The organism is Thauera sp. 28 (assembly GCF_000310145.2).
In the GTDB taxonomy this organism is placed as follows: Bacteria; Pseudomonadota; Gammaproteobacteria; order Burkholderiales; family Rhodocyclaceae; genus Thauera; species Thauera mechernichensis.
Genome location: NZ_AMXA01000047.1, coordinates 1 through 17,603 on the forward strand (window position 1 = coordinate 1; position 17,603 = coordinate 17,603).

Consider the following 17,603-nt stretch of genomic DNA (forward strand, 5'->3'; position numbering starts at 1 on the left):
CGGCTGGCGCCGCTCCTACAGGAGGGTGCGGCAGCGATTGCTCTCGCCGTAGGAGCGGCGCCAGCCGCGAGGGGTTGAAGGCGATCCGGATTGGGTGGGCTGACAAAGAGCTTGCCGCTGGCGCGGCGCTTACGCTGCGCTGGAGGTGGACGCTGGTCGTCGCGGTGGAGGACAATCGCGGCTTGCGCTGCGTACGCATGAGCGCATCTTTCCAATAGTATCCGTCAGGCTTCCGATGAAACTGCGCTTCACCAAGATGCATGGCCTCGGCAACGACTTCGTCGTCATCGACGCCACCCGTGAGCCGGTCGAGCTTACGCCGGCACGCGTGCGCGCGATCGCCGACCGCCATTTTGGCGTCGGCTGCGACCAGTTGCTGGTGGTCGAGCCCGCTACCCGGCCCGATGTCGATTTCCGCTACCGCATCTTCAACGCCGACGGCGGCGAGGTCGAGCAGTGCGGTAACGGCGCGCGCTGCTTCGTGCGCTTCGTCCATGACAAGGGGCTCACCAGCAAGCGCGAGATCCGCGTCGAGACGCGATCGGGCGTCATTGCGCCACGCCTGCGCGACGACGGCCTGGTGACGGTCGATATGGGGGTGCCGCAATTCGCGCCCGACAAGATTCCCTTCGTGTCCGAGTCGGATGCCTTCGTGCAGCCGCTCGAGGTCGGCGACAGGACGGTGGCGATCACCGCGGTGTCGATGGGCAATCCGCATGCAGTGCAGGTGGTGGCTGACGTCGATACCGCCCCGGTCGCCGAGCTGGGGGCGCTCATCGAACGCCATGAGCGCTTCCCGGCCCGCGTCAATGCCGGCTTCCTGGAGGTTGTCGACCCCGGCCACGCGCGCTTGCGAGTGTTCGAGCGTGGTGCGGGCGAGACGCTGGCCTGCGGCACGGGCGCTTGCGCGGCCGTGGTCGCGGGCATCGGGCGCGGCCTGCTGGTCTCGCCGGTGAAGGTCGAGACCCGTGGCGGCGAACTCGAGATCGCCTGGGCTGGCCCGGGCTCGCCGGTGCTGATGACCGGGCCGGCGGTGAGCGTTTTCGAAGCAGAGATGGTGCTGGACTGAACGCCGGGCTGCGGGCTGGACCACGTAGCGCGCACCGCGTGCGCGCATGAACCAAGCGGGTCCCCGAGCGGCCCGACAGGGAGTACACGAGCGATGAATGCCGACGATGTGGCGCGCTACCTGCGCGAGCACCCCGATTTCCTGAACCAGCACCATGAGCTGTTCACCCAGCTCACCGTGCCGCACCCACAGCACGGCGGGCAGGCGATCTCGCTGGCCGAGCGCCAGCTGCATGCCCTGCGTGACAAGATCCGCCAGCTCGAGGTCAAGCTCTCCGAGCTCATTCGCTTTGGCGCCGAGAACGACGACATCAGCACCAAGGTGCATCGGCTGTCGGTGATGCTGCTTGCAGCCGGTAGCGCGGTGTCGGTGCGCCAGGCGCTGGTGTCCAGCCTGCAGGACGACTTTGCGGTTCCGCACGTCAGTCTCAGGCTGTGGGGCAGCGTCGCCGAGGCGGACGCAGACGAGGTCAGCGCGGCTGCGCGCAGGCATGTGGAAGCCCTGCGCCACCCCTATTGCGGGCCGCCCGAGAGTATCGAGGCAACGGGCTGGTTTGGCGAGGCTGCGCCCCATGTGCGTTCGCTTGCGCTGATGCCGCTGCGTGCCAGCGGTGTGTGTTTCGGTTTGCTGGCGCTGGGCAGCGCCGAGCCGGAGCGCTTCTATCCCGAGATGGGCACGCTTTACCTGAGCCGCATCGCCGATCTCGCAGCGGCGGCGCTCGTCAGTCGCGGCGGCTGATCGCAGCGCGCGGGAGCATGCAATGAGCAGGCGGTCGCAGGCGGGGCGAGGCGATCAGGCCGCCCGGGCAATGGTGTCCCCGGCAGCGGGGCCGTTGCCGGCGGATGGCGAAGCCTGGCTCGACTGGCTGGCGAGCCAGCGCAGGGCCGCCGAACTCACGCTCAAGGCTTACCGCGAAGGTCTGCATGCGTTGCTGCGCCTGGCTGCCGAGCGCCAGCCCGCCGAACTCGACATGCAGGACATCCGGCGCTTCGTCGCCCGCCTTCATGGCGAGGGCCTGGGCGGGCGTTCTATCTCGCGTCATCTGTCAGCCTGGCGCAGTTTCTATCGTTGGCTGGCGCGTCACCGCGGCGTGCGTGTCAACCCCGCGCTTGGCGTACGCCCGCCGCGATCGCCGTCGCCCCTGCCGCGTGTGCTGTCTCCCGAGCAGGCACAGGCCTTGCTCGATCCAGAGCCGTCAAATTTGCTCGAAACTCGCGATATTGCGATGTTCGAGCTTTTCTACTCGTCCGGCCTGCGTGCGGCCGAGCTTGCTGCGCTCGATGTCGACACTGGAATCGACCTGGCGCAGGGTATGGTGACCGTCACCGGCAAGCGCCAGCGCAGCCGCAGCGTGCCTGTCGGCGGCAAGGCGCTGGCCGCGCTGGTGCGCTGGTCGGCGCTGCGGCCGCAGCTTGCACGCGCGGACGAGCCTGCGTTGTTCGTTACCCGCAGCGGTGGCCGCCTCAGCACGGGCGGCATCGCCAGCCGGCTCGAGCAGCGTGCGCGGGTGCTGGGCCTGGGTGTGCACGTCCACCCCCACATGCTGCGCCACAGCTTCGCAAGCCATCTGCTGCAGTCGAGCGGCGACCTGCGTGCCGTTCAGGAACTGCTTGGCCATGCCAGCATCCGCAGTACGCAGATCTACACTCACCTTGACTTTCAGCACCTTGCCCGCGTTTATGATGCGGCGCACCCGCGCGCGCGCAAGTAAGGTCCGAGGGGCGGGTTGCCCATGTTGGGTACTTCCGGGCTGAGCACGGCGTGCTGCTCCGCTATGCTGCGCGCGTTGATTACAATCATTTAATAAAAATCGGTTTTTTGTCGATACTGCACAGGTCGACACGGATCGCAGCCAGTCTCCCCAATATCAATGGTCCTCAAAGCCAAAGCACAGGACGCGCCGGCGGCAGCGTCCGACAAGGACACGCTCGAAGTCATCGAGCCTGGTTCGGCCCAGCGCATCCTCAAGTCGGTGGCGCTGATGCTCGCGCGCCACGAGATTCGTAACATCAGGCGCTGGTTCGAGGATTTCGATCGTGACATCCTGCTGCCCATCCTGCTCGGCGAGATCGCACTCCACAACATTGGTGCACTCGAAACCGGCGGTGAACGTGGCAACGGGAACCACGGTGCCGAGGCTGCAGGCGCCGCAGTGATCGAGTTCAGTAGCGACGTCGACGACGCGTACTGCGAACTCAAACCCTGCAATGCGTATTCGATCGCTGCGGCGACCGGGTTGCCGCGCGAGACCGTACGCCGCAAGATCGTGCGCCTGATCGAACTCGGCTGGATCGTGCGCAGGGACAACGGCCATCTTTTCATCACCCGGGCCGCCGTCGATCACTTTGGTGCGCTGCTCAGTTCGCGCCAGCTGGGCGAATTGCTGGAGACGGCCGAGCGCGTGCGCGCCCTGCTTGACGCCGACGCGCGCTGATCAGCGCGTGGTTGCCGAGGCCGGGGCGCGGTATTCGGGGTTGGGGCCGGGTTCGGCGCGATGCATGGCGGCACTGATCAGCACCAGGGTCAGCACCAGCAGCAGAAAGTAACGCACCTGAGCGGCTGGCCCGGGGAGCCGGCGGCGCGTGCCGTAGTACATGTTGCGCATGTAGTGGCCGCCGAGCACGGCCAGCACCAGCAGGCCTGCGCCCAGCAGGCGCGAGGCGGTGGCGTCGAACTGGCGGCCACGCGATGGGTCCCAGCGGTCGGGCATGAAGAAGTCCGGCGCGTGCATGAGCAGGAAGAGCCCGCCGACTACGCACAGCGTCATCATCACCACCTGCAGCGAGCGCATGGTACGAGCCTGCTATTGGGCGAACAGGTCGCCGCCGCTGCGTGGCGGCGCAAGCCCGAAATGCTGCCAGATCGAGTGCGTGGCCATGCGCCCGCGCGGCGTGCGTTGCAGGTAGCCCTGCTGGATCAGGTAAGGCTCGATGACGTCTTCGATGGTGTCCGTGGATTCACCGATCGCAGCGGCGATGTTGTCGAGGCCGACCGGACCGCCGCCGAATTTCTCCAGCATTGCCGACAGCAGCTTGCGGTCCATCAGATCGAGGCCAAGGTTGTCCACATCCAGCATGCGCAGGGCGGCATCGGCTACCGCGGCAGTGATGTGGCCGTTTGCCTTCACTTCGGCATAGTCGCGCACCCGGCGCAGCAGCCGGTTGGCGATGCGCGGCGTGCCGCGGGCGCGGCGGGCGATCTCGAGTGCGCCGTTGTCGTCGATCTCGACGTTGAGCAGGCGCGCCGAGCGGCTGACGATGAAGCCGAGCTCCTCCGGCGTGTAGAACTCCAGCCGCGACACGATCCCGAAGCGGTCGCGCAGGGGGTTGGTGAGCATGCCTGCGCGAGTCGTGGCGCCGACCAGCGTGAAGGGCGGCAGGTCGAGCTTGACCGAGCGCGCGGCCGGCCCTTCGCCGATCATGATGTCGATCTGGAAGTCTTCCAGCGCAGGGTAGAGGATTTCCTCGACCACCGGCGAGAGGCGGTGGATCTCGTCGATGAAGAGCACGTCGTGCGGCTCGAGGTTGGTGAGCAGCGCGGCGAGGTCGCCAGCGCGCTCCAGCACCGGGCCCGAGGTCTGGCGCAGGTTCACCCCCATCTCGGCGGCGACGATGTGCGCCAGCGTGGTCTTGCCCAGGCCGGGTGGTCCGAACAGCAGTACGTGGTCGAGCGCCTCGCTGCGCTTGCGTGCGGCCTGGATGAAGATCTCCAGCTGTTCGCGGATCTTGGCCTGGCCGACGTATTCGGCGAGACGCTTCGGGCGCAGTGCGCGCTCGATGGCGTCTTCCTGGCGGTCGGCAGGGGTGGCGGAGATGAGCCGTTCGGCGGGCGCGACCGCCTTGAGCTTGTCGGTTTCGATCATGTCTTCGGCTCGGCCTCCATTCAGCCCTTCGACAGCGCCTTCAGTGCCTGGCGGATGCCGTCCGACACGCCGACTTCTTCGGCCAGGCCCTTCATCGCCGATAGCGCCTCGCGCTCGTTGTAGCCGAGCGCCAGCAGGGCGTTGAGGATGTCGCTCCTCGCGTCCGGGGCGGTTCCGGGCGCCGCTGCCAGGCGTACGCCCGCCATGTTGGGCAAGGCCTTGCCGAGCTTGTCGCGCAGTTCGAGCAGCAGGCGCTCGGCCGTCTTCTTGCCGATGCCAGGGATCTTCACCAGCCGTCCGGCCTCCTGCAGCGCCACCGCTTGCGCGAGGTCATTCACCGACAGGCCTGACAGTACCGCCAGCGCCATGCGCGCACCGATGCCCGAGACCTTGAGCAGCTGGCGGAAGGTCGCGCGTTCCTCGTCGGTGGCGAAGCCGAACAGGAAGTGGCCGTCCTCGCGCACCACATGGTGGATGTGCAGGCTCACCGTGGTGCCGGTGGCGGGCAGGTTGTAGAAGGTGCTCATCGGCACGTCGATCTCATAGCCGACGCCGTGCACGTCGACGAGGATCCGCGGCGGGTTTTTTTCCAGCAGGGTGCCGGTGATGCGTCCGATCATGGTGGCCGGGTCGGGAGCTTGCGAAGCCGCAAGTCTAACAGTGTCCGGCCCGGCCTCGGCGCCTCAGGTGGGTTTTCGTACAGCGGGTGGCGCCTCGGTCTCCTGACGGGTCTGCTCGTCGCTTGAGGCTCACCAGCGTCCTTGCAGCGCCTGGCGCTGTTCACGCAGGAAGGGGCGGTCGATATGCCGGCCCAACTCATCGAGGTCGGCTTCGCCGACCCCCTGGGCGACAAAGTGCGCGCGCCAGCCTTCGATCACTTCGGCTACGCGGCGCGCTTCGTCCCGCGCGGCCTGGGGGCTCAGCCAGTACTGCGCGCAGGCGCTGAGCGCATTGTCGATCGATGACTCGGCGCCGCGTTCGCCCACTTCCATCGCCTGGTAGCCGAGCGACTGCGCGCAGGGCAGGATGTCGAAGGCGGGCGCCAGCGTATAGTGCTGCTCCGGCCCGACCAGCAGGACATGGTTCTTCTCGTGGTCGTCCGTGTTGTCGATCAGGATGTTGAACACGAGGCGCCGGAAGAGCTCGTGCATCTGCTGCCGATGGGTCGCAGTCTTTCCCCGCCGGCGCAGCAGCAGCGCGAGATCGGGGTAGGACAGCTCGACGCCGGCGGCGCGCAGGGCCACCTTGGCCGAGAGCGCGTGCAGGCGCCGGCCGGCGGCACGGTCGAAGCGGCGGATGGCAACCGCCACGTCCCGCCCGAGCACGATCGGGCGCGTCTCGGCGACCTGGATTCCCGCCCTTGCGGCCAGGGTCATCGTCGCATGCTCGATCAGCGGCTCCGCTGGGCGGTCGTCTTCGCCAAACTTGATTACCCATTCCGCGCCCTCCAGCTCGAACAAGGCCTTCGGCCGCGCGCCACCCATGGTCACGCCAGGGGCGAGGAGCCGCTTCTGGCGCTCGTCGACCGCTTCTCGCGCCAGCACCCGGCGGACCACCTCGTGCACCGCCTGCAGATCGCCAAGCCGCGGCAGCGGGCCGATTTCGTGCGGCTGGTAGGCGTCCGCACGGGGCGACACGCCCAATGCACCGAAGCGGTCGTCACCGGCGTAATACAGGTAGTCGAGCACGGACAGGCGCGGTGGCCGGTCGAGCAGGCGGATCACGCGCTCGCCCCAGCGGTCGGGCCGCGCGTCGTCGACGGCGCCGGCGGCGCTGTCCTTGTCGTGGGGAAAGTGCTCGACGTCGGTGAGGGGCAGGTCCTCGCTGAGCGCAAAGCCGTCCTCGAGCCAGGCATCGGCATAGCGCAGCGAGACACCACGGCGGTTCATGACCAGGTTGAGCGTGCCGACCACGCGCGGGGCCGCCGGTTGGCCGAGGTGCCAAAGGTACAGCGTGTCGGGCAGTGCCGGATGCAGGCTCACTGGTCGTCCTCGGCGTTCGGCGCGGGGGGCGGTGTGGTGCGCGACGCGCGCGTCCGCCTGACGCGCAGGCGGCTTGCCTCGCGGACGTCGGATTCGAGTGCGCGCAGGTCCTTGGCCGGGTCGGCCAGCTCGGAAAGCCCGGCCGACAGGCCGATCAGCCACAGCGCGGTGGCGTACACGCCCATGCTCACCGTCGGGTCGCCCTTTTCGAGGCGGATCAAGGTTGGCACCGAAACGCCCAGGCGGCTGGCCCATTGCTTCTGCGACTCCTTGCGCCGCAGGCGCGCCAAGGCGCAGTGCTCGCCGAGTGTCTGCAGCGAGCGGCTCACCTCGGGAGGCAGGGCATCGAGTGCAAGTGAGGATTTCGACATCACATATAGTTCTCTTCAGGGCTACTCGAGAACAAGTATATGTAAGTTATCGGGTCGGCGCACTGAGCCCGGAGGCAGGCTGAGGGTGTCGCCCTGAGGCGGTCTCAGGAGAAGGCCAGCACGCCGGCCAGCACGACACCATGCGCGAGCGCGGCGACGATGGTGCGCTTGATCGCAGGCGTCAGCTCCGACGGGTCGGCGGCGTGCTCGAGCAGGTCGCGCCCGGCGGGGAAGGACAGGGCGACGGTGAGCGCTGCGGCGGCGGTCTTCTGTGGCAGCAGTTCGTTGGCCACCATGGCGATCAGCCAGGCGTAAGCGGCGATGGCGATCAGCAGGTAGCCCCACTTGGCGGTTTGCGGGCCCAGGCGCACGACCAGGGTGCGCTTGGCGCTGGCGGCGTCGCCGTCATGGTCCGGGAACTGGTTGATGAACAGCAGGTTGGCCACCAGCAGGGCGTAGGACAGGCCGGCGAAGACGGGCAGCAGGTCGAAGGCGCCGCGTTGCACGAAGTCGGCACCGACCACGACCAGCAGCCAGCAGGCCACGATGACGACTTCGCCGAAGCCGCGGCACACCAGCTTGAGCGGCGGCGCGGAGTAGGCCCAGCCCAGCGCCAGGCCGGCGATCCCGATCAGCAGCAGGCCCGGCCCGGCCTGCCAGGTCAGCCATAGCCCGCCTGGCACCACTGCTGCAAGCAGGCCATAGCCGAGCAGCGCCGTCTGCCTTGGCGTATGCACGCCGTTCTGGATGAAGCGGCTGCCGCCGGTGAACGGGAAGATCCGGCCGCTGTTGATGTCGTCGGCTCCGCTCAGGGCGTCGTGGTAGTCGTTGATGACGTTGCCGCCGGCATGTGCGAGCAGGGCGAACAGCAGCGTGAGCGCGGCGCTGAGCGGGTCGATGACAAGGCCGCTGGCGTGTGCGCTGGCGATGCCGATGAGGCAGCCGACCAGGGTGACGGCGAGAAAGGCCGGGCGGGTGGCGGCGACCAGGCGCAGGAGCGGATTGCGCAGCCGTTCGGGGCGGGGTTCGGCGGGGTGCTCGATGGCAGTGCTCACAGCAGCACGATGTCGTATTGTTCCTGCGTGTAGCTGGCCTCGGCGTGGAGCGACACCTTCTTGCCGATGAAGTCGGACAGCATCGCCAGCGACTGGCTCTCCTCGTCGAGGAAGAGGTCGATGACATTGGGGGCGGCGAGCACGCGGAACTCCTTGGCGTTGAACTGGCGCGCCTCGCGCAGCAGCTCGCGCAGGATCTCGTAGGCCACGGTGCGCGCGGTCTTCACCTCGCCGCGACCGCTGCAGGTGGGGCAGGGCTCGCACAGCAGGTGGGCGAGGGACTCGCGGGTACGCTTGCGCGTCATTTCGACCAGGCCGAGCGCCGTGAAGCCGTTGATCGTCATCTTCGTGTGGTCGCGCGACAAGGCCTTGCGGAACTCCTCGAGCACCATCTCGCGGTGTTCGGTGTTCTCCATGTCGATGAAGTCGATGATGATGATGCCGCCCAGGTTGCGCAGGCGGAGCTGGCGGGCGATCGCCTGGCTGGCTTCGAGGTTGGTCTTGAAGATGGTGTCGTCGAAATTGCGCGCACCGACGAAACCGCCGGTGTTGACGTCGACGGTGGTCATCGCCTCGGTTTGGTCGATGATCAGGTAGCCGCCGGATTTGAGATCCACCCGGCGGGCGAGCGCCTTCTGGATCTCTTCCTCGACATTGTAGAGCTCGAACAGCGGGCGTTCGCCGCTGTAGTGTTCGAGCAGCGGCAGCACTTGGGGCGTGTATTCGGCGGCGAAGGTGGCGAGCTTCTGGTAGTTTTCCCGGGAATCGACGCGGATGCGGGTGGTTTCGTCGGTAACGAGGTCACGCAGCGTGCGCTGCCCCAGGCCGAGGTCCTCGTGCAGCAGCTTGGGCGGGAAGATGCCGGCCGTGCTGGCCGAGATCTCGCTCCAAAGCTTGCGCAGGTAGGCGATGTCGGCGGCGAGCTCGGCATCCGACGCGGATTCGGCCATCGTGCGCACGATGAAGCCGCCGCGTTCATCCTTGGGCACCAGTGCCGTCAGACGCACGCGCAGGGCTTCGCGTTCGGCCTCGTCCTCGATGCGCTGGGAGATGCCGATGTGCTTTTCCTGGGGCAGGTAGACCAGCAACCGGCCGGCGAGGCTGACCTGCGTTGACAGGCGCGCCCCCTTGGTGCCGATGGGGTCCTTGAGCACCTGCACGAGCAGGTTCTGGCCTTCGGCGAGGATCTTCTCGATCGGGCGGGCGGCTTCGCCGTTCTGGCGTTCGCTCCAAATGTCCGCCACATGCAGGAAGGCGGTGCGCTCGAGGCCGATGTCGATGAAGGCCGACTGCATGCCGGGCAGCACGCGCACTACCTTGCCCAGGTAGAGGTTGCCGACGATGCCGCGGCTGGCGGTGCGCTCGATATGCAGTTCCTGGACGACGCCCTGCTCGACGAGCGCGACGCGGGTTTCCTGCGGGGTGAAGTTTATGAGGAATTCGATGCTCACTGCCGCTCCTCGGTGGCGAAGATGTCGAGCAGCCTGGCGGTCTCGAACAGCGGCAGGCCCATGATGCCGGAGTAGCTGCCATGAATCTCGTCAATGAACACCGCGGCGCGGCCCTGGATGCCGTAGGCGCCGGCCTTGTCCATGGGCTCGCCGCTGGCGACATACTGGCGGATGTCGTTCTCGGAGAGCGTGGTGAAGCTGACCTCGCTCACTGACACCCGGCTGCGCGTGCGTTCGCCGTCGCTGACGGCCAGTGCGGTGAGGACGCGGTGGCGGCGCCCGGACAGGCGGGTGAGGATGGCCTGGGCATCGGCCGCGTCCCTGGGCTTGCCGATGATCTCGCCGTCGAGCTCGAGCGTGGTGTCGGCGGCGAGTACCGGGCGTCGCAACAGCTTGCGCCACAGCACACGGCGCATGCCGGCCTCGGCCTTGGCCAGCGCGATACGTTCGACGTAACGCTCGACCGGCTCCGCAGGCAGGGGCGTTTCGTCCACGTCGGCGTCTTCGCCGCGCTCGCCGTCACGGAAGGTGAGCACGTCGAACTGCACGCCGATCTGGCGCAGCAGGTCGCGGCGGCGGGGGCTCTTGGAGGCGAGGTAGATGCGCGGGTACATGGGCGTCATGCAGTACTCATTCGCGATGATAGGGGTGGTTGCGCAGCACCGTCCATGCGCGATACAGCGCCTCGGCCAGCAGCGGACGCACCAGGGCGTGGGGCAGGGTGAGGCTGGACAGGCGAATGGCTTCGTGTGCGCTCGCCTTGAGGGCGGGGGACAGACCGTCGGGGCCGCCGATGATGAGCGCCACGTCCTGGCCTTCGCCCTGCCAGGTCTCCAGGCGCTGCGCCAGCGCCAGGGTGGAGAGGTCGGCGCCGCGCTCGTCGAGGATCACGCGTCGGCAGCGTGGCGGCAGCACGGCTTCGATGCGGGCGGCTTCGGCAGCCATCATGGCGTCGACGGTCTTGCCGCTGGTGCGCGGCTCGGCTTTCACCTCGACAAGCTGCAGCGGCAGTTCGCGCGGCATGCGGCGGGCGAACTCGTCGAAGCCGGCCTGTACCCAGGCCGGCATGCGGTGGCCGACGGCGACGATGCAGAGCTTCACGGCCGCGCGGGCGCCTGGTCAGCGTCCGGCGGCGGCCTGGCGGCCGGCGGGCTTGGTATTCCACAGCTCTTCGAGCTTGTAGTAGCTGCGCACGGCGGGCTGCATCACGTGCACCACGATGCTGCCAAGGTCGACCAGCACCCACTCGCCGGTGTCCTGGCCTTCCATGCTGAGTACCTCGCCGCCGGCCTCCTTGACCTTGTCCTGAACGTTCTGCGCCAGGGCGCGGGTCTGGCGGCCCGATTCGGCGCTGGCGATGACGATGCGATCGAACAGCGGCGTGTGCTTCGAGGTGTCGATGACCTCGATGTCGCGGCCCTTGATGTCCTCGAGGGCGCTGACGACGATGTTTTGCAGGGTGGGAAGGTCCATGGGCTCGGCAGGAATGAAGAGTGGGGGCGAGAAGGGCAAGAAGTGGGGGGCGCGTTCCCGGCAAATGGGAAGGCCCTAGTTCCCGTTGCCCTCGTAAAGATGGTGCGCGGCAATATAGTCGACAACGGAATCCGGCAGCAAATAGCGCACGCTGTGGCCGGTGCGAACCAGATCGCGGATGAGCGAGGCTGAGATGGCGAGCGGGGTCATGTCGAAGGGCACGATGCGGCCGGCGGGCGCTGTGGCGAGGTCGGCCGGGTCGCTGCTGTGGCGGCCCGCGCACGCGGCGGCGAGCTCGGGCGACAGTGTGGCAGGCCAGCGCCGGCCGTGCGGCGCGTAGCCGGGGCGATTGGCGACGGCGATGTGGGCGAGGTCGAAGAGCGCCTGCCAGCGGTGCCAGCCGGGCAAGCCTTCGAAGGCGTCGGCGCCGAGAATGAGCACCAGCGGGCGGGCGGGACCGAGTTCGGCGCGCAGGCGCTCGAGGGTGAGCACGGTGTAGCTCTTGCTTGCGGCGCGTACCTCGCTGTCATCGACTTCGAGTGCCGGGTTGCCGGTGCTCGCCAGCCTGGCCATGGCCAGGCGCTGATCCGCACTGCTGCGTGGCTCGCCGCGGTGGGGCGGCTGACCGGCCGGGATCAGGCGCACGGCGGCCAGCCCGAGGGCCTCGCGCGCCTCTTCGGCCAGGCGCAGGTGGCCGAGGTGGATCGGGTCGAAGGTGCCGCCGAGCAGGCCGAGCGGCCCGGCGGTTGCCGGCGGACGCGGCTCAGCCGGCATCGTCGGCGTCCTGCGGGCTGCGGTCGATCACGGGGGGCGCGTCGGGCAGGCCGAAAACGTCGCGGGTGGCGGTGTAGAAGGTGGCGAAGATCACCGGGATGACGATGAGCGGGATCGGCAGCGAGGCCAGCGTGCCAAGCGCGGGCGAGAGCAGCCCAAGTACACCGATGACGATGCCGGGAAGGATGGCGCCGAAAATCGCCACGCCAATGGCGTAGGCCAGGAACGGGCGCCAGTTCTGCAGGCAGGCGTAAAAGCTGAAGAACAAGGCCTTGGCTGGGGACACCTTCCACCAGGCGGCCAGTACCGGCGCGAACCAGTAGGCCATGACGACCGGTGTGGACAGGGTGAGGGCGATGAGCAGCGTGAAGCCGACACCGGCATCTTCGGCAGGCTCCTCGCCGCGCATGAGTGCGAACAGGCTGCCGTCGTCGACCAGCGATACCAGCACGAGTACGAGCAGGGTGGCGACCAGGTAGATGCCGCCGATCGCGATGAGGGACTGCAGGTTGGTCTTGAAGCCGGAGAACAGCACGTCCGGGCCGACCTTGCGACCGCTGTCGATGGCGCGGCAGGCGTTGAGCACCCCGACCGACAGGGCCGGCATGAGCAGCGAGGCGGCGAGCTGGCCCAGCAGCGGGACCAGGCTGAGCACGACGATCGAGAGCAGGTAGCCGAACGTGGCGAAGGTGATGAGCGCCGGATTGCGGCGCCAGAGGACGAGGCCCTCGCGCAGCCAGGACCAGCCGCGCTGCATGGGGAGTCTGTTTGCTTGCATTGATGTTCTTCGTGGGCGTTCAGGGGGGAGGAGGGGCGTCCGGCGTTCGGTCCGCAGATTCGGGGCCATCGGCAGCGATCGGCAGGGACGCCGGGAGCTGTGGTGCGAAGGTTTCCTTCCAGGCGGCATAGAGCGCACATGCAATCACCGGGATCAGCACCAGCATGCCGAGCCCGGCGGGGAGCATCGCCACCCAAAGCAGGACATAGAGCAGCGCGGCGAGGATGAGGAAGGCGAGCAGGTTGTGGATGCAGGCGCGTGCAGACAGGCGCATGGCGTCGAGTGGGGCCATCTCGTGCAGCATCACCAGGGCGGGGGCGAACCACAGCGCCATCATGAGCAGCGCCCACAGCACGGTAAACACCACCACGCCGAGCATCATGCCGCTGCCGGCCATGCCCATGCCTGCCAGGGCACCGACTGCGGCGCCGGTCAGGGCCGCACTGCCGCCGATGGCGGCGGCGATCAAGGCGGCCAGCAGCAGGCCGAGCAGATGGAAGACGCCGACCAGCAGCAGGTTGCCCGCATGGTGGCGAACGCCGTCGAACAGGTGGTCGACGCGCAGCGACTCGCCGCGGTCCAGGGCCTGGGCCCCGGCGATCATGCCGCCTACCAGCACCGGCAGTGCGATCGGCGCCGCAGCCCAGCCGAGGAAGGGCATCAGGCCGAGCGCGGTGAGAATGACGAAGAAGATCAGCGCCTGGATGGCCCACACGCCGGGCGCCTTCATGAACAGGCGCCAGCCCTCGCTGAGCCAGTTGAGGGCGTGGCCGGGGGCGACGTCGCCAGGTGCGGGCGGTGCAGGGTGGGGGCGGCGAGCGTCGGTCATAGCGGCAGCGGCGGGGTGTCCGCGATGCGCAGGCGCAGGATGTCGCGGTATTCGTTGGGGTCCTTCACCAGCACCATCTCGCCTGCGCGTGGCAGGTGGAAGTCGGCTGCGCGCGACAGCCAGAAGCGCAGTGCGGCTGCGCGCAACTGGCCGGGCCAGGCAGCGCGCTCGGCCGCGGTGAACGGACGCTCGGCATGGTAGGCCGCGAGCAGGGCCGTGCAGCGGGTGCCGTCGAGGCCGCCGTCGGGCAGGGAGCACCAGTCATTGACCGTGACCGCGACGTCGAACAGCAGCGCGTCGTGACCGGCGAAGTAGAAATCGATGACGCCGCCGATGTGCACGCTGCCGTCGGCATCCGTGTCCCATAGCACGTTGTCGCGGAAGAGGTCGGCGTGGATGGCGCCGGCGGGCAGGTTGGCGAGCGCCTGTGCGGACTGGAAGGCGATCTCGGCGTCGAGCAGGGCGCGCTCGTCAGTGGGCAGGAAGTCGCGCACCGCCTGCGCCGTGGCCAGACGCCACTCGGGGCCGCGTGGATTGGGCTGGCGGCGGCCGTAGGACTGGCCGGCGAGGTGGAGTCCGGCAAGCATGGCGCCGACACGGGCGCAGTGCTCGACGCCGGGCGCCATCTCCGAAGCGCCGGACAGGCGCACCACCAGCGCAGCCGGGCGCTCCTGCAGGGTGCCGAGGTATTCGTTGTGCAGGTTGGCGATCGGGCCCGGCACCGGCAGGCCGTGGCGCGCAAGATGGGCCATCAGATGCAGGTAGTAGGGCAGCTCGGCGCGCGACATGCCTTCGAACAGGGTGAGGACGTAGCGGCCGAGCGTGGTGGTGACGAAGAAGTTGCTGTTCTGCACGCCGGCCGAGATGCCCTTGAGTTCCACCAGGCGGCCGATGGCGTAGTCCTTGAGCCAGTCGGCGAGCGCGGATTCGGGAACGGGGGTGAAGACGGACATGCGGGCTCCGGTGGGAGGGGGTCAGAGGGCGCCGGGGCTCAGCCGGCGAGTGCGTCGGCCGCACAGGCGGCGTAGCGCACGGCCTGCCAGGCGGCAAGCTTGGCCTCGAAGCCGCGTGCGGCATGCGCCGGGCTGGTCGATGGCAGGCGGGTGAAGCGCAGGGGCTGGCCCGTTGGCGGCAGTTTTACATGACGACGGAAGGCGGCCTCTGCAGCACTGCCATTGAAGAAAACGTGGCCGATGCCTGGGCAGGCCGAGAATAGCGCGGTGAAGTCGTTGGCCACGATGCTGTCGCGCGCGATCGCGCTGTCGAGGCTGCCCTCGCGCTGGCACGCGCCGATGACGTCCCACAGGGCCACGCCGGCGGCGCACAGACGTTCGAGGCGTTGCACATACGGCAGCTCGGGGCCGGCACCGAACAATGCGCCCATGATCGGCCAGAACGCGTTGCGGGGGTGCGCATAGTACTGCACGGCGGCCAACGAGGCTTCGCCCGGCATGCTGCCCAGAATGAGTACGCGTGCAGCGCCAGTGTGCACCGCAGGAAAGCTTCGCACGCGCTGCCCCTGTCCGGGTTCCCGGGTAGGGCGCTCGGGGAGATCGGCCGGGACGTCCGGGGTGGCCCCCGGTGTTCCATGGCGAATCGGCGTATTCTGCCGACTCGCCGGCGGCACGATCGCGGCGCTCACCAAGACTTGATCACCCACATCGGCACGGCAAGGCCGGGCGCAGCGTCGTCGCGCACCATCTGCCCGTTGCCTTCCTTGTCGATCAGGTAGTAGGGCACGCCGTGCGGCGGGGTTACCTTGACCATGTAGAGCTTGCCGCGGATGCGGTACTCGGCCACGGTGTCCTCGCCGCGCTGGACGATGGTGACTTCGGGTTCGTCGAGCTCGCTCATGCCGGCGGGCATGGGCGGCGGTTCGGGGATGGGCTCGAGGCCCGCGGGTTGCTGGGCGAAGGCGGGTAGGCTGACGGCCAGCAGCAGTGCCAAAAGGGTGCGGCGCATGGTGTTCTCCTGAAGATGCCTCAATTCTAGCCAGAAATGCTCAGGAGCCCCAGACGCTTGCCCGCCCCAGACGCCGTCACAGGTTGAGCATCATCTCGCGCTCGGTGGGCAGGGGCTGGAAGCCGCGGCGCTCGTAGTGCTTGAAGATGGCCTCGACGACGTCCTCGGGCTTGTCGATCACCTGGATCAGGTCGAGGTCTTCGCGGTTGATCATGCCTTCGCTGACGAGCCGGTCGCGCAACCAGTCGAGCAGCCCCTGCCAGAAGGGACCGTGCACCAGGATGATCGGGATCTTGCGGCTCTTCCTGGTCTGGATCAGCGTCATCGCCTCGAGGAGTTCGTCCAGCGTGCCGAAACCGCCCGGCATGACGACATAGGCAGTGGCGAACTTCACGAACATGAACTTGCGCGCGAAGAAGTGCTGGAAGGTCTGCGAGATGTCCTGGTAGGGGTTGGCGCTCTGCTCCAGCGGCAGCTGGATGTTGAGGCCCACCGAGGGGCTCTTGCCGAAGTAGGCGCCCTTGTTGGCGGCTTCCATGATGCCCGGGCCGCCGCCCGAGATCACCGCGAAGCCTGAATCCGACAGCAGGCGGGCGATTTTTTCGGTGAGCATGTAGTACAGGTGGTCGGGCGGCGTACGCGCGCTGCCGAAGATCGACACCGCCGGCCGGATCGAGGCCAGGCGTTCGGTCGCCTCGACGAACTCTGCCATAATTCCGAAGATTCGCCAGGACTCGCGCGCGTTGTAGCGTGGCGCGGTACTGTCGGGCGCGCTGCGGGGGAGTTTTTCTTTCGCGGTCATGTTGTTGTTCTCGTTGTGTCTCTCTGGGGTCAGGTCTTGCATTTGCTCGTTCCGGTGAAGCGCGGATGAGCAAATGCAAGACCTGACCCCAACAAGGACAAGGATTTTCCAGAAGATGCCCACCCTGCTGCTCGTCGATGGCTCCAGCTATCTCTACCGCGCTTTCCATGCCTTGCCTGACCTGCGCAATTCGCAGGGCGAGCCTACGGGGGCGATCCGGGGGGTGTTGTCGATGCTAAGGCGGCTGGAGAGCGACTACAAGGCAGAATTTCGCGCCTGCGTGTTCGACGCCAAGGGCAAGACCTTCCGCGACGACTGGTATCCCGAGTACAAATCGCACCGTCCGCCCATGCCCGACGACCTGCGCGCGCAGATCGTGCCGCTGCACGAGGCGGTGCAGGCCGAAGGCTGGCCGCTGCTGGCGGTGGAAGGCGTGGAGGCCGACGACGTCATTGGCACGCTTACCCGTCAGGCGCTCGAGCGCGGTTGGGAGGTGGTGATCTCGACCGGCGACAAGGATCTCACCCAGCTCGTGCGCCCCGGGGTGCAGTGGGTCAACACGATGAGCGAGGAGGTGCTCGACTCTGCGGGCGTGGAGGCCAAGTTCGGCGTGCCGCCCGAGCGCATCGTCGACTACCTGGCGCTGGTCGGCGACACGGTGGACAACGTGCCGGGCGTGGAGAAGTGCGGCCCCAAGACGGCGGTGAAATGGCTGACCGAGTACGGCACCCTCGACAACCTGGTCGCCAACGCCGACAAGGTGGGCGGCAAGGTGGGCGAGAATCTGCGCCGACACCTGGACTTCCTGCCGCTGGGCAAGAAGCTGGTGACGGTGGCGACCGACGTCGAGCTGCCGGTGACGCTCGATGAACTGCCCGCGCGCGCGGACGACAAGGTGGCGCTGCGCGCGCTGTACGAGCGCTTCGAGTTCCGCGGCTGGCTCAAGGATCTGGACGCCGGCGCAGCGAGCGTCGCCGCCTCCAAGGCTGCGACCGAGGCGCGTCGCTTCGATGGTCAGGGAAACAGGGGACAGGCCCCAGGCGATGTCGCCTTCGACCCCTCGCGGCTCGTGCCGCTCCCACGCTCCTCGCACCCGCAAGGCTTTTCCGTAGGAGCGGCGCCAGCCGCGAGCCTTTTCGGCGATGGGCCGGGCGAGGAAAAGCTCGCGGCTGGCGCCGCTCCTACGGGGGGCGTT

At 68.0% G+C, this 17,603-nt stretch carries 22 protein-coding genes; 5 read left to right on the forward strand and 17 right to left on the reverse strand.

Going from position 1 to position 17,603, the window contains the following annotated elements:
• Positions 1-235: 235 nt before the first annotated feature.
• The 4 genes from dapF to C662_RS18510 all read left to right on the forward strand — a co-directional run bounded on the left by dapF (position 236) and on the right by C662_RS18510 (position 3,503).
• Positions 236-1,069 carry a diaminopimelate epimerase gene (gene dapF / locus C662_RS18495; protein ID WP_002933102.1) on the forward strand — a complete coding sequence of 278 codons (834 nt, stop codon included), beginning with the start codon at positions 236-238 and terminating at the stop codon, positions 1,067-1,069.
• A gap of 93 nt (positions 1,070-1,162) precedes the next feature.
• Positions 1,163-1,807, forward strand: a complete 645-nt coding sequence (locus tag C662_RS18500; protein WP_002933105.1) for a DUF484 family protein — start codon at positions 1,163-1,165, stop codon at positions 1,805-1,807.
• 70 nt (positions 1,808-1,877) lie between these two features.
• Positions 1,878-2,780 carry a tyrosine-type recombinase/integrase gene (locus C662_RS18505; RefSeq protein WP_002933107.1) on the forward strand — a complete coding sequence of 301 codons (903 nt, stop codon included), beginning with the start codon at positions 1,878-1,880 and terminating at the stop codon, positions 2,778-2,780.
• Positions 2,781-2,939: 159 nt separating this feature from the next.
• Complete coding sequence (locus tag C662_RS18510; RefSeq protein WP_002933111.1) at positions 2,940-3,503, forward strand: hypothetical protein; 564 nt, start codon at positions 2,940-2,942, stop codon at positions 3,501-3,503.
• On the opposite strand, the gene C662_RS18515 is transcribed toward C662_RS18510, so the two are convergent.
• From C662_RS18515 to C662_RS18595, 17 genes are all read right to left on the reverse strand, one after another.
• Complete coding sequence (locus tag C662_RS18515; RefSeq protein WP_002933112.1) at positions 3,504-3,860, reverse strand: hypothetical protein; 357 nt, start codon at positions 3,858-3,860, stop codon at positions 3,504-3,506.
• 12 nt (positions 3,861-3,872) lie between these two features.
• Positions 3,873-4,931, reverse strand: coding sequence for a Holliday junction branch migration DNA helicase RuvB (gene ruvB / locus C662_RS18520; protein ID WP_002933113.1), 1,059 nt, complete (start codon positions 4,929-4,931; stop codon positions 3,873-3,875).
• A 20-nt stretch (positions 4,932-4,951) separates the two neighbouring features.
• Positions 4,952-5,551, reverse strand: a complete 600-nt coding sequence (ruvA, locus tag C662_RS18525; protein ID WP_002933116.1) for a Holliday junction branch migration protein RuvA — start codon at positions 5,549-5,551, stop codon at positions 4,952-4,954.
• 129 nt (positions 5,552-5,680) lie between these two features.
• Positions 5,681-6,913 carry a type II toxin-antitoxin system HipA family toxin gene (locus tag C662_RS18530; protein WP_002933125.1) on the reverse strand — a complete coding sequence of 411 codons (1,233 nt, stop codon included), beginning with the start codon at positions 6,911-6,913 and terminating at the stop codon, positions 5,681-5,683.
• Positions 6,910-7,284: a helix-turn-helix transcriptional regulator gene (locus C662_RS18535; protein ID WP_002933126.1), complete on the reverse strand. Its 375-nt coding sequence runs from the start codon at positions 7,282-7,284 to the stop codon at positions 6,910-6,912. Before C662_RS18535 ends, C662_RS18530 begins: the two co-directional genes overlap by 4 nt.
• A gap of 104 nt (positions 7,285-7,388) precedes the next feature.
• Positions 7,389-8,339, reverse strand: a complete 951-nt coding sequence (locus C662_RS18540) for a prenyltransferase (protein WP_002933127.1) — start codon at positions 8,337-8,339, stop codon at positions 7,389-7,391.
• Positions 8,336-9,790, reverse strand: a complete 1,455-nt coding sequence (gene rng / locus C662_RS18545; protein ID WP_002933130.1) for a ribonuclease G — start codon at positions 9,788-9,790, stop codon at positions 8,336-8,338. The genes C662_RS18540 and rng overlap by 4 nt, the downstream gene beginning before the upstream one ends.
• A complete protein-coding gene (locus C662_RS18550; protein WP_002933133.1) occupies positions 9,787-10,413 on the reverse strand; it encodes a Maf family protein in 627 nt (208 codons plus the stop codon). Before C662_RS18550 ends, rng begins: the two co-directional genes overlap by 4 nt.
• 7 nt (positions 10,414-10,420) lie before the next feature.
• Positions 10,421-10,891 (reverse strand): 23S rRNA (pseudouridine(1915)-N(3))-methyltransferase RlmH, encoded by a 471-nt coding sequence (gene rlmH / locus C662_RS18555; RefSeq protein WP_002933135.1) that lies wholly within the window; start codon positions 10,889-10,891, stop codon positions 10,421-10,423.
• 18 nt (positions 10,892-10,909) lie between these two features.
• Positions 10,910-11,263 (reverse strand): ribosome silencing factor, encoded by a 354-nt coding sequence (gene rsfS / locus C662_RS18560; RefSeq protein ID WP_002933138.1) that lies wholly within the window; start codon positions 11,261-11,263, stop codon positions 10,910-10,912.
• A gap of 75 nt (positions 11,264-11,338) precedes the next feature.
• Positions 11,339-12,037 carry a nicotinate-nucleotide adenylyltransferase gene (nadD, locus tag C662_RS18565; RefSeq protein WP_002933141.1) on the reverse strand — a complete coding sequence of 233 codons (699 nt, stop codon included), beginning with the start codon at positions 12,035-12,037 and terminating at the stop codon, positions 11,339-11,341.
• Positions 12,027-12,815 carry a BPSS1780 family membrane protein gene (locus C662_RS18570; RefSeq protein WP_269745391.1) on the reverse strand — a complete coding sequence of 263 codons (789 nt, stop codon included), beginning with the start codon at positions 12,813-12,815 and terminating at the stop codon, positions 12,027-12,029. The genes nadD and C662_RS18570 overlap by 11 nt, the downstream gene beginning before the upstream one ends.
• 19 nt (positions 12,816-12,834) lie before the next feature.
• Positions 12,835-13,644, reverse strand: coding sequence for a BPSS1780 family membrane protein (locus C662_RS18575; protein WP_002933146.1), 810 nt, complete (start codon positions 13,642-13,644; stop codon positions 12,835-12,837).
• Positions 13,641-14,597, reverse strand: a complete 957-nt coding sequence (locus tag C662_RS18580) for a homoserine kinase (protein ID WP_002933148.1) — start codon at positions 14,595-14,597, stop codon at positions 13,641-13,643. Before C662_RS18580 ends, C662_RS18575 begins: the two co-directional genes overlap by 4 nt.
• A 38-nt stretch (positions 14,598-14,635) precedes the next feature.
• Complete coding sequence (locus C662_RS18585; protein ID WP_037985077.1) at positions 14,636-15,154, reverse strand: DNA-deoxyinosine glycosylase; 519 nt, start codon at positions 15,152-15,154, stop codon at positions 14,636-14,638.
• A 128-nt stretch (positions 15,155-15,282) separates the two neighbouring features.
• Positions 15,283-15,606 carry a DUF2782 domain-containing protein gene (locus C662_RS18590; protein ID WP_002933162.1) on the reverse strand — a complete coding sequence of 108 codons (324 nt, stop codon included), beginning with the start codon at positions 15,604-15,606 and terminating at the stop codon, positions 15,283-15,285.
• A gap of 76 nt (positions 15,607-15,682) precedes the next feature.
• Positions 15,683-16,408 (reverse strand): TIGR00730 family Rossman fold protein, encoded by a 726-nt coding sequence (locus C662_RS18595; protein ID WP_002933163.1) that lies wholly within the window; start codon positions 16,406-16,408, stop codon positions 15,683-15,685.
• A gap of 115 nt (positions 16,409-16,523) precedes the next feature.
• Between C662_RS18595 and C662_RS18600 the strand changes: the two genes are divergently transcribed.
• The coding region (locus C662_RS18600) for a 5'-3' exonuclease (protein WP_002933164.1) at positions 16,524-17,603 on the forward strand (1,080 nt) is incomplete at its 3' end.

Bases quoted from the DNA above. Each gene is read 5' to 3' on its own strand.
- C662_RS18550 (WP_002933133.1), bottom strand. From the start codon at position 10,413: ATGACGCCCATGTACCCGCGCATCTACCTCGCCTCCAAGAGCCCCCGC.
- C662_RS18515 (WP_002933112.1), bottom strand. From the start codon at position 3,860: ATGCGCTCGCTGCAGGTGGTGATGATGACGCTGTGCGTAGTCGGCGGG.
- C662_RS18535 (WP_002933126.1), bottom strand. From the start codon at position 7,284: ATGTCGAAATCCTCACTTGCACTCGATGCCCTGCCTCCCGAGGTGAGC.
- dapF (WP_002933102.1), top strand. From the start codon at position 236: ATGAAACTGCGCTTCACCAAGATGCATGGCCTCGGCAACGACTTCGTC.
- C662_RS18570 (WP_269745391.1), bottom strand. From the start codon at position 12,815: ATGCAAGCAAACAGACTCCCCATGCAGCGCGGCTGGTCCTGGCTGCGC.
- ruvB (WP_002933113.1), bottom strand. From the start codon at position 4,931: ATGATCGAAACCGACAAGCTCAAGGCGGTCGCGCCCGCCGAACGGCTC.
- C662_RS18580 (WP_002933148.1), bottom strand. From the start codon at position 14,597: ATGTCCGTCTTCACCCCCGTTCCCGAATCCGCGCTCGCCGACTGGCTC.
- C662_RS18590 (WP_002933162.1), bottom strand. From the start codon at position 15,606: ATGCGCCGCACCCTTTTGGCACTGCTGCTGGCCGTCAGCCTACCCGCC.
- C662_RS18510 (WP_002933111.1), top strand. From the start codon at position 2,940: ATGGTCCTCAAAGCCAAAGCACAGGACGCGCCGGCGGCAGCGTCCGAC.
- ruvA (WP_002933116.1), bottom strand. From the start codon at position 5,551: ATGATCGGACGCATCACCGGCACCCTGCTGGAAAAAAACCCGCCGCGG.
- C662_RS18575 (WP_002933146.1), bottom strand. From the start codon at position 13,644: ATGACCGACGCTCGCCGCCCCCACCCTGCACCGCCCGCACCTGGCGAC.
- C662_RS18500 (WP_002933105.1), top strand. From the start codon at position 1,163: ATGAATGCCGACGATGTGGCGCGCTACCTGCGCGAGCACCCCGATTTC.
- rsfS (WP_002933138.1), bottom strand. From the start codon at position 11,263: ATGGACCTTCCCACCCTGCAAAACATCGTCGTCAGCGCCCTCGAGGAC.
- nadD (WP_002933141.1), bottom strand. From the start codon at position 12,037: ATGCCGGCTGAGCCGCGTCCGCCGGCAACCGCCGGGCCGCTCGGCCTG.
- C662_RS18595 (WP_002933163.1), bottom strand. From the start codon at position 16,408: ATGACCGCGAAAGAAAAACTCCCCCGCAGCGCGCCCGACAGTACCGCG.
- C662_RS18505 (WP_002933107.1), top strand. From the start codon at position 1,878: ATGGTGTCCCCGGCAGCGGGGCCGTTGCCGGCGGATGGCGAAGCCTGG.